The organism is Feifania hominis (genome assembly GCF_014384765.1).
Classification (GTDB): Bacteria; Bacillota; Clostridia; order Oscillospirales; family Feifaniaceae; genus Feifania; species Feifania hominis.
Map to the genome: position 1 here is coordinate 531,522 of NZ_JACRSP010000001.1, position 12,751 is coordinate 544,272.

Below are 12,751 nucleotides of genomic sequence, written 5' to 3' on the forward strand. Positions count from 1 at the left end.
TTTATTTTGTATAATTAAGTATTTTTTTCTAGAGTACCATAAAGCCCCGTTCCCTGTCAAGAATGAAGTTTGTTGAGGTGATCAGCGGATGCGTTCCGGTATTGAAAAGCTTATTGTCGGGCTGCTCTTTCTTGCAGCAGTGCTGATCAGCACCATTCGATATCGAAAAAAATGACACGGCGCCTTGGTCGGCAGCCGTGTCATTTTTAATCAAAGCGCAGCGCTTCAATCGGATCGAGCTTCGATGCCTTGTAGGCCGGATAGACGCCAAAGACAATGCCGATAAAGCTCGTAAAGCCGAATGTGATTAAAATCACCTGCGTCTGCACCACAAGCGGAATACCCAGCGCCGCGCTGACAACGGATGAAATCAGCAGCCCGAACGCTGTGCCGATCAAGCCGCCAATCAGAGTCAAAACCAGTGATTCCACCAGAAACTCAAAAAGAATGTCTCTGCGTTTGGCGCCAATCGCCTTTTTGATACCAATATCCCTTGTTCGTTCCCCAACAATGGCAAGCATCAGTGTCATCACGCTCAGCCCTCCCACCAGCAGTGATATCGCCGCGATGACCGCAATGATAAAGGTGACAATGTCGAGCACGGAATTGAGCCGCTCTTTCTGTTCGTTCATATTGTCCACATAATAACCGCTTTTCATGCCATGTCTTCGGTTGAGCAGCTTGACGATCTGCTGCGAGACATCCTCCAGGTCTTCCCCCTCCCGAACACGAACAACGATCTGCTCAATATAGGAATTCCCCTTACTCTCACCCATGGTACTGTATGGAATATAGGTAAACTGGGGAACCAGGTCAGACGCAAGCGACTGGAGCATGGCTGCGCCATTTTTGACGACGCCAATCACTGTAAAGTCTTCATACTTTCCATTGATATTCAGATAGATGTTTTTCCCCACAATATTGGTCCGGTGATAGTGATCTCTTGCGAAATCATCCGTGACAAGGCATACGCGGGCAGAGGTTGAAATATCCTTGAAACTGAAGAGTCTTCCGTAGAGCAGCTCAAAGTCAACAATGCGGTCCACATTCTGACCTGCTCCCCAGATGACAGTCTCCGATTCCGTGGAGTGGACCATACAGGTGCTGTAAGTGATGGCATAGGGCATAGCCGTTTCAATGGCCGAAACGCTTTGTTGCAGGTACTCGACGTCGTCTGAGCGGAGCATATCGGCGAGTCCGACCTCCTCGTATTTTGCCCGTACGCTCAGTCCGTCAATGCCCAGTTGGTTGAGCTCGTTTGCAATGAGCACCTTTCCCCCGTTGCCAAACGCCGTGATGATGAGTACCGACGAGATACCAATGATGATACCGAGAATGGTCAGAAAAGATCGCGCTTTCTTGCGGCGAATGCTCAAAAGCGCGATGCGTACATAGTCAAAAAGCATGCTCTACTCCCCTGCAGTCTGTTCGCTTTGGTCTGATGCAAGTATGTTGACTCTGGCGCGGTCCTCAAGCTCTCTGTCCTCACCGACGATGATGCGGTACTCCGGCAGAATACCTGCGTCGATTGAGACCTCGTCGGCGAGCTCAATACCCGATGTCACATATCTCTTATAGGCGCGCCCGTAGACTGCGACGTATACATACTCCCGATTTTCCTCGTCCTGTCGCAGAGCCTCGTAGGGCAGCAGAATGGAGTTTTCCTTTCGCACAGTGCGAATTTCCGCCGAGACGGAAAACCCGGGTTTCAGGGCCTCATCTGCATTTTTTATCTTGATTTCCACTGGTACGACCATCTCGCTCTGTGTTGAAAGAGAGCTCTTTGTCGCTGTGGGATAGATCTTGCTCACCGTTCCCTCGTAGGTGATGTCACGAAAGCCCTCCCCTGTGATTTTGACTCTCTGGCCGGTCTCTATTTCACTGATATAGCTCTCGGATACCTGTGCTTTGACATATAAATCTGTCAAATCGGCAATGCTGACAACAGCTCTAGAAGATGTGACACGATCGCCGGCTTTCGCATTGAGGGCTGTGATGGTTCCGCTGAACGGAGCGGTGATATTTTGCGTCATCTCCGCACCGTCGTATGTCTGCGGGGAACTCGAGCTACCGCCGAGGGCGGGTGCAAGCTGATTGATAACCGACTGGATATCCGAGCCGTACTGTCCGAGCAGACCGCTCAGAGCATCGGCATTCTCGCCGAGCAGATCTTCGATTGCAGCGGAAGAATCATTGGCAGCCGGCGCTGCATCGTAGCGAGAAACCGTCTGCTCAAAGGTAATCAGCAAATCCCCCTTTTTCACCTTATCTCCGATTTCGACATGTACTTTTTCCACTGTTCCACCCGAGACGAAAATATCGCGGGTGTTGCCTGCCTCAATTTGACCGCGGCAATTGACGCTGCGGTAGACTGTGGCTACCGATGGTGTGACGACATGCACGTTGGCGCCAGCGCTCATAATGGCCTGAGTGGAAAACAGGACAGCAGCCAAAACAGCGATGGAGACGATGATGACAGCAAGATATTTTTTCACAGGCGGCTTCCTCCTCTTTCCTTTTTCAAAACAGCACTCTTATTTTGACACGAAGACCACTATTTATTTACTGTGTTCTGCTTGAATAGCCGTTGTTTTTTTTTCCATACTATAGGTACGCCAAAAAAGAGAACAAAGAGGTTTTCCTATGATATGCTGTACGAAAAAATGTAAATACCAGAAAGACGGCTACTGCAATCTCAATACCATCACCTCCGTCAACTCCGCGTCGAGTGACAGCGATTGCATCTACTTCAAGCCTGTGGACCCTGCGCCCACCGTACCTGCGGACCGCGAGCCAAATCTCCCGCCCAGAATGGAAAATTTCTATTGAATAAAAAAGGGCCATGGCTGAAAGCCATGGCCCTTTCCTGTTATAATTTCTATTTCAGCGCCACTGCAATGGCCTCGGAGATGCTGCGCACCGGGTAGACCTCTACCCCTTCGATGGGCTTTTCCGGCTTGTTGTGATAGGGAATCACAAACTTGTCAAATCCGAGGCGCCTTGACTCGAGAATGCGCTGCTCCACATTTCTCACGGAGCGAACCTCACCCACAAGGCCCACCTCGCCAAATGCAATGAGATTTTCCTCCACCGATCGCTCCTTGAACGCGGAGGCGCACGCCAGGACAACCGCCAGATCGGACGAGGGCTCGTCCAGCTTCAGTCCTCCGATCACATTGATATAGGCGTCGCAGGTCGCAAGCGACAGCCCTGCTCTCTTTTCCAGCACCGCGAGCAGCATACAGAACCGGTTGTAGTCAATGCCGTTTGACGTGCGGCGCGGATTGCCGAAGCTCGTCTGACTGACGAGCGCCTGCACCTCGGCTAAAATGGCTCTGGTTCCCTCCATGACACAGACAGGGCAGGTTCCCGGAACATCGAGCGGACGGCCGGACAGGAGCATTTTTGAGGGGTTTTGCACTTCGATCAACCCCTTGTCACCCATTTCAAAAACGCCGATCTCATTGGTAGAACCATAGCGGTTCTTTGACGAGCGTATGATGCGAAATGAGAGGTTCTTGTCCCCTTCAAAGTAAACTACCGCGTCAACCATGTGCTCAAGCACCTTGGGCCCGGCAATGGCGCCCTCCTTGTTGATATGACCGACGAGAAACATGGAGATGTTGTGGGCCTTGGCGAGATCGACAAGCCGCAGCGTACACTCCTTGATCTGGCTGATGCTGCCGGGAATCGAGCTGATGGCACGGCTGTAGAGTGTTTGAACCGAGTCGATGATGACAAGGCCCGGCTGCTGCTTTTCAATGACTTCCGTAATGTGGTCGATTTCCGTCTCGGCAAGCAGATACAGATTGTCCGAATTGACTCCGAGACGCCGGGCGCGCAGCTTGATCTGGCTGAGCGACTCCTCGCCCGAGATGTAGAGAATCCTCATGCTGCGGCCAAGCTCCTCACAGACCTGCAGCATCATCGTCGACTTTCCGATTCCCGGCTCGCCGCCATAGAGAATCACCGAGCCTTTGACCATCCCTCCACCGAGAACGCGGTCAAGCTCGCTCAAACCGCTCGAGCAGCGCAGCTCAACTGCCTCTGTCAGATCCCGAATGGAAACCGGATCTGCAGAGGCCTCACGCGCTGAAGCCCGTTTGACCGCCTTTGGCGCCACTGCCGTACCGCCCGCGGGCGCAAGCTGCTCTTCCATGGTGTTCCACTCGTTGCAGCCGGGACATTTGCCATACCATTTGAGCGATTCAAAGCCGCAGCTGCCACACACAAAAACGGTCTTATTCTTTCCCGTCACCTGTTTCACTCTCCATATATTTGATGATTCCCTCGGCGATGCAGTTGGCCATATCGGTCTGATAATCTGGATCCGACAGCTTTTTCGTCTCTTCAACATTGGAAAGAAAGCCGCACTCCACAATGACAGTGGGCACAGCCGCATGCTCGAGAATGTACACATTCTTCGGCGCCGGTTTGATGACTCTGGTATTCTCCGGCTGGAGCTTTTCGATAATCGTCGACTGAATGGACTCGGCAAGCTCCTCGCTGCCCGGCTGTACCGTGGCGTAAAAAACCTGTGCACCGCTGTACTGAGACTCGGCAAATTTGTTCATGTGAATGCTCACAAAGATCGCATTGGGGTGCTCTTTCATAATTTCTACACGCCGGTGGATGTCTGAGACTTTTTTGCTGACACCGTTCTGCTTGGCGCTTTCAAGTGCCGCATCGTCCTCACGCGTCATAATCACGCAAAAGCCTTTTTTGAGCAGCGCAATCTGGGTCTCTTTGGCGATCACCAGATTGAGATCTTTTTCCATAATACCCTCCGGCGAGACGGCGCCACCGTCAAAACCTCCGTGTCCCGCGTCCAAAATCACCTCTTGGGGCTCTTCTGCGGAAAAGGCCGGGGCTGCGTCCTGCCGGCCAGTCAGGACAAAGACAGAAGCCGCGAGCGCAATCACACACACCGCCGCCACACAGCTGAGCAAAATGGGCTTTCTGTGAAATACCATAAACATACCATCCCTCCCTGACCAGAGTATTCCTCAGGGAGAAAAAGTATGTGATTTCTTCTTCATTTTATCGCACGGGCTGCCTTTTTACAAGAAAGGGGTGAAACATTCCCGTTTCACCCCTCCGTTTACATATCGTCATCCAGAATCTGGATGCCCGCGCCAATCAGATTTGGCCCCACATGCACGCCTAGCGTCGCGTCGATGATCCCCTCGTAGCAGCACTCATGCTTCGGCACGGCCTGCATAAGCATCTTTTTGACCAGCTTACCGTCCTCAGGCGCGTCACCGTGTGCGCAGAGAAGCACACATCGCTTTTCGCTCTGGTAGTGCGAGGCCGCAAGCTCGACCACCTTTGCCATTGACTGACGGCGTCCTCGAACCTTTGCGATGTTGGTCAGCTCCCCAGTTGGCGCAAACGTGATGATGGGTTTGATCTGCAGCATGGTCCCGGTGATCGATGTGATTTTACCGATGCGCCCTCCCTTTTGCAGATACTCCAGCGTATCGACACCAAAGAAGACATGGGTATTGTCAATCAGACGCGGTACAAGAGATAATATCTCCTCCCACGCTCGGCCCTGTTCGATATACCGTGCCAGGCGCAGCGCAATGGCGCCGGTTCCAAGACAGGCGGTTCGCGTGTCAAACGCCACGACTTCAAGATTTTCCTGCTCTTCCGCCAGAAGACGCACCAACTGATGTGTACCGCTCAAACCGCTTGAAAAATTGACGGCAATTACCCTTTGATAGCCCATCTCATGAATTTGGTCAAAGAGCTTGAGTATTGTCTCACCATCGGGCAGCGATGTCTTCGGTATCTCCTGAGAAAAGCGCTTATAAACGTCTCTTGCCCAAATATCGACGCCGTCGGAATAAACCCTGTCGTGATAGACAATCTTAAGCGGCAACACAAAAATGGGATCATTTTTGATGAGGCTCGGGCTGAGATCGGCACAGGAATCGGTTACGATAGCAATTTTTTGCGGGTTCAAACTGTCACTCCCTCAAAGTAAATCCATCAAATTTCACACAATGCAGTAAAGAACAGTATATCCGTTTTACCGAGATTTTGTCAATAAAGAAAAGGAACTCCCTATTGTAAAGGCAGTCCCCTTTCGTTCTTTTGTTCACGAAAAAAGCTCGAGAGCCCGCTGCAGCTGGGCATCCTGCTCATCTGTCATCACAGCGTAATTCTGTTTGACCTCATCCGGCAGATCGACCACAAAATCAGGTGTAATACCAATTCCCTCATAGGAATCACCATAGGGCGGCTTGATTGCCGAGACGGAAATACTCACAGCGCTGCCGTCACTCAGTGGAATCACCGACTGCATGGTGGCCTTGCCATAGGTCTTGGTGCCGACCAGCTTTGCCTTGTCATAGTCGCGAAGAGCAGCAGCAAAGAGTTCAGATGCACTCGCCGAGTCTCCGTTGACCAGCACCGCCATAGGCAGATCAATTTCCGAGGCATCAGAGCTGATAGCAGGCAGCTCTTCGTTTCCGTCGTGGTCATACATGTGCATAATGGGCCCCTCCGGCAAGAGCAGGTCGAGCATGTTGCACAGCGTGTTGACATCACCGCCGGGGTTGTTTCTCACATCAAAGATAAGACCGCGGACCCCTTTGCCTGTGAGTTCATCAATCGCCAGCTCAAACTCCCGATAGGTTGTCTCGTTGAATGCCTCGATTTGGATATAGCCAATGTTGTCACCGACCACACGGCTAAACACTGAGAGCTTCTCAAAACTCTCACGTGTAATGGAAAAAGGAATGGTTTGCTCTCCGCGCAGAACAGTAAAATGAGCCGATGTGCCGGCGACGTCCGTCAATTTTGCCACGGCGCTGTAATACCCAAGCTGCGCCACGTCTTCGCCGTCCACCTCAATGATGATGTCCCCCGCCAGAATACCCGCCTTTTCAGCCGGTGAATTCTGCATGGGAGATGTGATTTTGATGTACCCGCTCTCCGGCATATACATGATGTTGATGCCGATTCCCTCGAACTGTCCGCTGGAGGATTTTACGCTCTCGGCATAGACATCCCGGTTGAGGTAGGCGGCGTATTTGTCACCGGTTCCATAGATATAACCAGTGATGATACCGTCCATCAATTCTTCGGCATCGATGTCCCCGACATAGTGATCTCGTACCAGCTGATCCACCGTGTAGAGCTTGGAAAAATAGGCGTTTTTCTCATTGATCTCCCGCAGATCTCCCGCAATTCGCAGCTGGAAATAGGTCGCAGTGAGCAGAAAAGTTACAAGGACAACCCCCAGAACAATCAGCAGGACACTCTTGAGACTGATGCGTCTGTTCATGTATAGTACCACTTCGTGTTTTTATAGTAGGTCACGGGGTCAACAGTCTTTCCGTTGACACGAACTTCAAAGTGACAGTGGTTGCCCGTTGAGAGACCGGTCGTTCCAACCTTTCCAATCTGCTCGCCGGCCTTGACTTTTTGCCCCTCTTTGACGGTTTGCTGATTCATGTGTGCATAGAAAGTCGCAAGACCGCCGCCGTGATCGACTAGAACATACTTACCATACGCCGAGTTGGTTGCCACTTTGACAACTGTACCGGCGTTTGCCGCGACGATCTTGTGGTTTTTCGGCGCGGGAATATCAATGCCCGTATGATTGGAAGGCTTTTTGGTGATGGGGTGGGTCCGCGGACCGTACTTGCAGCTGATGCCGTATTTTCCAGGCACCGGCCAGATCAAATCCCCGCCGACATAGTCCGAATTCGCCAGCTCCTGAAGCAGCTTTTCAAGCTCTGCATCGAGCTTTTGCTCAGCCTTGAGCGCCTCGTTGTAAGCCTCCTCAAAGCGCTCGGCATCGTTGGCCAGCTCCTCGATCAGTTTGTCGGACTCTGCAACTTTTTTCTCGAGTTCTTTCTGCTTGGAGACCAGTGAGGACTTTGCCGTCTCCTGCTTCGCCTTGTTTTCTTCAATGGAGTTTTTCATCTCGGTGATTTCATCCTTGGAATGGCGGAGCTCTTCAATGAGATCCTCGTCGTACTGGACAATCATCTCCATAATATCAAGGTTTGTCAAAAAGGACGCAAAGTCGTCAGAGCTGAGCAGAACTTCCAAATAGCTGGTGCTGCCGGACTCGTAGGATTCCCGTATGCGCAGCTTATAACGCTCATACTGCTCGTCGATCTCCGCCTGCTTCTGAACTTCTTCTCCCTCTTTTTGCGCAATGTCAGAGTCGAGCTGCGCGATCATCCGGTCGAGTACGTCAATCTCATCCTGCATCAGAGAGATCTCGTCGTCGAGCTGATTCTTCTTCTGCATCTCGGTCTTCTTCTGGCTGTTTGCATTTTTGATGTTGGTCTGAAGCTCTTTCTTTTTCTTTTCAATGTCTGCCAGCTCCTGCTCGAGCTTGTTGACATCACTACTGGACGCCGCGCTCGCAAGCAGCACCGGTGCCACAATACCGACTACCATGATAACGGCAATGGCAAGTGTCACAATTGACATCAGCAGCTTTCTGCGGTCACGTTTTGGTTTTGTCTTCTGCGTTTGCACTGTGCTTTTACACCTCCAGATATTTGCGAATGGTGATTGCGCTGCCAAGCACGCCGACGAGCAGCCCGCCTCCAACAAAGCCGCCGAACAGCACACTCCACACGGCGGAAAATGGAATGGCAGACAAAATCTTCAGACTCTCGATCGTTGAGAGAATCAGATAATTGTACACATAGTACTGCAAGCCATATGCGATGAGCCCGGCCAGAAGTCCGATCAGCGCACCCTCTATGATGAAAGGCCAGCGGATGAACCAGTCGGTGGCCCCCACACACTTCATAATGTTAATCTGCTTGCGGTAGACAAACCGCGCCAACTTGATTGTATTCACAATGATGAACAGAGATGCCAGAAAGAGCAGCCCCATGATGGTGTAGCCGATGACGTTGATCACATGACCGACGCCGAGCAGCTGATCAATCAGGTCCTTTCGTGTTACAACTTTCGCAACATCTGGAATGTTTTCGATGGTATAAACCGTCTCGTCGTAGAGCTCCAGATCTTTCATCGTGACGATATAGGAGTTGCGCAGGGGGTTGTCCCCTTTTTCCTCAAGATCCGAGAAGAGGTCGGCCTGCTCGGGAAAGCGGCTCTTCCAGTCGTCAAAGGCCTCGTCTTTCGGCAGATAGCGCACCGTTGCAATGTTCTCAATCGCCCGCAGACTTGTGCCAATTTCAACCGACCGCTCTACATCGGCATTTTCATCCACATAGAGAACAACTTCGTTTTTTCCCTCGACAATGTCAATGTTGCGAGTCATGTTTTGAACAATCAGCCAAAAACTGCCCATAATCAGTAGGCAGGCAACCAGTACGCCGACGGATGCAAGGCTCATCATTTTGTTGTGCCAGAAGTACTGCCAGCCCTGTTTGATGTAATAGTGAAAGGAATTTCCCCTCTTCATCGGTACATCCCCTCCATTCTGTCGCTGACAATCTTGCCATGCTCAATGGAGACGACGCGTTTGCGAAGCCGGTCCACCAGACTCTTCTCATGTGTGACAACCAACACCGTTGTTTTTCTCTTGTTGATCTCACTGAGCAAATCCATGATATCCCACGACATACGCGGGTCAACGTTACCTGTCGGCTCATCGGCAATGATCAGCGATGGGTTGTTGACAAGAGCACGCGCGAGCGCGACACGCTGCTGCTCGCCGCCTGCGAGTTCATTGGGATAGTTTTGCATCTTGTGTTCAAGTCCCATGAGCTTGAGCACGTAGGGCACACGGCGGTTGATGCTCTTTTTGGAACAGCCGATGACACGCATGGCAAAGGCGACATTTTCAAAAACCGTCATGTCCGAAATCAACCGAAAATCCTGAAACACGATTCCCATGGTACGCCTGAAATAGGGTACCTGTCTGCGTTTCATACGGTTGAGATTGTATTTGTTGACGCGGATGATGCCGTCAGTCGGCTCCTCTTCTTTCATAAGAAGCTTTAAGAGGGTGGATTTGCCCGCGCCGGATGGACCGACGATAAAGACAAATTCGCCCTCTTCAATTTTCAGATTGACCCCGTCAAGCGCGAGCGTGCCGTTGTCATATTTTTTTGTGACATTGCGCAGTTCGACAATACTCATTTTTATTATGTATTCCTTTTTTCCTAGAAACGATTCGGGTTGGATGAGAGATAGCGATTGACCATAAGCGCCACCTTGAAGATGATCGCATTGTCAAACTCGCGGATATCAAGACCGGTGAGCTTTTTGATCTTCTCAAGCCGGTAGACAAGTGTATTGCGGTGCACAAAGAGCTTACGGGCTGTCTCGGAGACGTTGAGGTTGTTTTCAAAGAACTTGCTGATGGTCAGAAGCGTCTCCTGGTCAAGCGAGTCAATCGATCCCTGCTTGAAAACCTCTGAGAGAAACATTTCACACAGTGTTGTCGGCAGCTGGTAAATCAACCTGCCAATCCCGAGGTTTTTGTAGCTGACAATGTTCTTCTCTTTCTCAAATACCTTTCCGATCTCAAGGGCTGTCTGTGCCTCTTTGAATGAACGCGCAAGATCTTTGAGGCTTGTCACCGGAGACCCAACGCCAATCTGGCACTTTCTCCCCTTTTCCTCTGCCAGGTAATCTATGGTCGCCTTGGCACACTTCTCTATCTCTTTGACGTCCTGAATGTTCACAAGTTCCTTGACCACGGCAACGTCATATTCGCTGATGCTTACAACAAAGTCCTTATTCTTATCGGGGAAAAGCTCCTGCACAGAGTCAAAGAGCGACACTTCGCTGATCGAATCGCAGCGAATCACATAGACAATGCGCGGGATGTCTCCCGTGAAATGAAGTTCCTTGGCCTTGTAGTAAATATCACCGGGCAGAATGTTGTCCAAGATGTCTCCCGTGAAATGAAGTTCCTTGGCCTTGTAGTAAATATCACCGGGCAGAATGTTGTCCAAAATGACGTTTTTGACGAAATTTGACACATCATACTTCTCGTCGTAGAGCTGCTTGATGCTGTTGAGCGACACGGTCAGAATGGAGACATAGCTGTCGGCCATGATATCGGTTCCCTCAACAAAGACGGCGTAATCGAGTTTGGAGTGAAAGTTGAGCGGCTTGTAGGTGTAGCCATCCATGGTAATCGCCTTGTTGAAGTACGAGAGCTCACTGCGCGCGTTTTTACGCTCCTCGCCAATCAGGGAGAGCTCGCTGCACGCGATAATGGTGCCGCTCTCATCGATGATACCGATGATACGGTCAACCGAGTCTTTCAATTGGAGTATCAAACTCTGAAACAACCGATTTGCCATACCGCTACCCCTTCTCTAACGCGTGTTGTGAAATATTTATATATATTCTACTATTCTATCGTTAATTTTGCAACATTTTATTTAATAGTTACTAAATTTCACCGTCACATTTTGACAGATAGAGCAAAAAAGGGCGCTGTGCGCCCTTTTTCGTCAGCCGTCATATTTTGCCCTGCTTCGTCAGATAAGGTCGTTTTTGAGAATGTCGTCAAGTGATTCACGCCGCACTGCTACACGCGATTTTCCGCCCTTTAGAAACACAACCGCAGGCTTTTGAACACGATTGTAGTTGGAAGACATGGAATAATTGTACGCACCTGTTGCCAAAACGGCCAGATAATCCCCAGAATTTACCTGCTGAATGGGCAGGTTTTCGCCGATCAGATCACCGCTCTCACAGCAGCGTCCCGCCACGGTGACACGCCAGTCTGCGTCATCTCCCGCCCGGTTTGCCACCAGCACCTCATACTTCGCCTGATAGAGTGCATAGCGGGGATTGTCGGTCATGCCCCCATCCACAGACACATAGGTGCGAATCCCCGGTATCTCTTTCACCGAACCGACTGTGTACAGCGTCACCCCCGCGGATCCGACGATGGAGCGCCCCGGCTCCAGATAGATAAAGGGGCGCGGAAAATCCAACTCTGCGCAGACCGCATCGATCTCCTTTGCCACCTGCTCGAGATAGCGGTGATACGCAACAGGCTGGTCCCCCTCGACGTACTTGATGCCGAAGCCGCCGCCGAGATTGAGCTCACTCATGGTCTCGCCGCACTCGCGGCGCACATCGGCCATAAAGCTGAGCATCACGCGCGCCGTGTAGGTGAAAGGCTCCAGCTCAAAGATCTGCGAGCCGATGTGGCAGTGGATGCCGCAGACATCGAGATTCTTCATGCGGTACGCGGCCTTTGTAAATTCCATTGCAAGGCCGTTTTCAATGGCCATGCCAAACTTGGAATCAATCTGGCCCGTTTTGATAAAGTCGTGAGTGTGAGCGTCGGTACCCGGTGTGATACGCAGCAGGATTTTCACCCGTCTGCCCGCCTTTCCCGCGAGCGAGTCAAGAAGCGCCAGCTCATCGGGGTTGTCCACCACAAAGCGGCCGACACCGCTGAGGATACCGAACTCGATCTCATCAGCCGGCTTGTTGTTTCCATGAAAGCAGATGTGCTCCGCAGGTACACCGGCCGAGAGCGCAGTGTGCAATTCGCCCGCTGACACAACGTCGACACCAAGCCCCTCTTCGCTGACGACCTTACAGATCGCCTTGCAGCAGAACGCTTTGCTCGCATACAGAACACGGCCGTGGCCGCCATAGAACTCTTGGACCGAATCGCGATAGAGCCTGCAGTTCTCACGGATGAGGTCCTCATCCATGACATAGAGCGGCGTGCCATACTGCTCAGCCAGCTCTACCGCATCCACACCGCCGATGGTCAGATGATTTTTCTCGTTGACACCAAGATTTTTTGAGACAAACAAAGCCA

The 12,751-nt window shown here is 51.4% G+C and carries 12 protein-coding genes; 1 reads left to right on the top strand and 11 read right to left on the bottom strand.

The annotated features are described in order from the left end of the window. Positions 1-206: 206 nt before the first annotated feature. Together H8695_RS02605 and H8695_RS02610 are read right to left on the bottom strand one after the other, a co-directional pair. On the bottom strand, positions 207-1,406 hold the full coding sequence (locus tag H8695_RS02605) for an ABC transporter permease (protein ID WP_249299312.1): 1,200 nt from the start codon (positions 1,404-1,406) through the stop codon (positions 207-209). Positions 1,407-1,409: 3 nt separating this feature from the next. Further along, positions 1,410-2,495 carry an efflux RND transporter periplasmic adaptor subunit gene (locus H8695_RS02610; protein WP_249299313.1) on the bottom strand — a complete coding sequence of 362 codons (1,086 nt, stop codon included), beginning with the start codon at positions 2,493-2,495 and terminating at the stop codon, positions 1,410-1,412. Positions 2,496-2,643: 148 nt separating this feature from the next. Between H8695_RS02610 and H8695_RS02615 the strand changes: the two genes are divergently transcribed. Then, a complete protein-coding gene (locus tag H8695_RS02615) occupies positions 2,644-2,829 on the top strand; it encodes a hypothetical protein (protein WP_249299316.1) in 186 nt (61 codons plus the stop codon). Positions 2,830-2,878: 49 nt separating this feature from the next. Here the strand turns inward: H8695_RS02615 and radA are convergent, their stop codons facing one another. From radA to lysA, 9 genes are all read right to left on the bottom strand, one after another. Continuing rightward, the gene (gene radA, locus H8695_RS02620) at positions 2,879-4,267 is read right to left on the bottom strand and encodes a DNA repair protein RadA (protein ID WP_346726785.1); all 1,389 of its coding nucleotides are present in this window, start codon (positions 4,265-4,267) and stop codon (positions 2,879-2,881) included. Further along, complete coding sequence (locus H8695_RS02625; protein WP_249299317.1) at positions 4,242-4,979, bottom strand: N-acetylmuramoyl-L-alanine amidase; 738 nt, start codon at positions 4,977-4,979, stop codon at positions 4,242-4,244. The genes radA and H8695_RS02625 overlap by 26 nt, the downstream gene beginning before the upstream one ends. 122 nt (positions 4,980-5,101) lie before the next feature. Continuing rightward, positions 5,102-5,968, bottom strand: a complete 867-nt coding sequence (locus H8695_RS02630) for a DegV family protein (protein ID WP_249299318.1) — start codon at positions 5,966-5,968, stop codon at positions 5,102-5,104. A gap of 135 nt (positions 5,969-6,103) precedes the next feature. After that, on the bottom strand, positions 6,104-7,294 hold the full coding sequence (locus H8695_RS02635) for a S41 family peptidase (RefSeq protein ID WP_249299319.1): 1,191 nt from the start codon (positions 7,292-7,294) through the stop codon (positions 6,104-6,106). After that, positions 7,291-8,457, bottom strand: a complete 1,167-nt coding sequence (locus H8695_RS02640; protein ID WP_249299320.1) for a murein hydrolase activator EnvC family protein — start codon at positions 8,455-8,457, stop codon at positions 7,291-7,293. The genes H8695_RS02635 and H8695_RS02640 overlap by 4 nt, the downstream gene beginning before the upstream one ends. 55 nt (positions 8,458-8,512) lie before the next feature. Continuing rightward, positions 8,513-9,409 carry a permease-like cell division protein FtsX gene (ftsX, locus tag H8695_RS02645; protein ID WP_249299322.1) on the bottom strand — a complete coding sequence of 299 codons (897 nt, stop codon included), beginning with the start codon at positions 9,407-9,409 and terminating at the stop codon, positions 8,513-8,515. Continuing rightward, positions 9,406-10,083, bottom strand: coding sequence for a cell division ATP-binding protein FtsE (gene ftsE / locus H8695_RS02650; RefSeq protein WP_249299500.1), 678 nt, complete (start codon positions 10,081-10,083; stop codon positions 9,406-9,408). The genes ftsX and ftsE overlap by 4 nt, the downstream gene beginning before the upstream one ends. A 29-nt stretch (positions 10,084-10,112) precedes the next feature. Next, positions 10,113-11,264 (bottom strand): PucR family transcriptional regulator, encoded by a 1,152-nt coding sequence (locus H8695_RS02655; RefSeq protein WP_249299324.1) that lies wholly within the window; start codon positions 11,262-11,264, stop codon positions 10,113-10,115. A gap of 180 nt (positions 11,265-11,444) precedes the next feature. Continuing rightward, complete coding sequence (gene lysA, locus H8695_RS02660; RefSeq protein WP_249299326.1) at positions 11,445-12,746, bottom strand: diaminopimelate decarboxylase; 1,302 nt, start codon at positions 12,744-12,746, stop codon at positions 11,445-11,447. Positions 12,747-12,751: the final 5 nt, after the last annotated feature.

Coding starts and splice junctions, on each gene's coding strand:
- ftsX (WP_249299322.1), bottom strand. CDS start 9,409: ATGAAGAGGGGAAATTCCTTTCACTATTACATCAAACAGGGCTGGCAG.
- H8695_RS02655 (WP_249299324.1), bottom strand. CDS start 11,264: ATGGCAAATCGGTTGTTTCAGAGTTTGATACTCCAATTGAAAGACTCG.
- H8695_RS02625 (WP_249299317.1), bottom strand. CDS start 4,979: ATGTTTATGGTATTTCACAGAAAGCCCATTTTGCTCAGCTGTGTGGCG.
- H8695_RS02640 (WP_249299320.1), bottom strand. CDS start 8,457: ATGTCAATTGTGACACTTGCCATTGCCGTTATCATGGTAGTCGGTATT.
- H8695_RS02615 (WP_249299316.1), top strand. CDS start 2,644: ATGATATGCTGTACGAAAAAATGTAAATACCAGAAAGACGGCTACTGC.
- H8695_RS02605 (WP_249299312.1), bottom strand. CDS start 1,406: ATGCTTTTTGACTATGTACGCATCGCGCTTTTGAGCATTCGCCGCAAG.
- H8695_RS02635 (WP_249299319.1), bottom strand. CDS start 7,294: ATGAACAGACGCATCAGTCTCAAGAGTGTCCTGCTGATTGTTCTGGGG.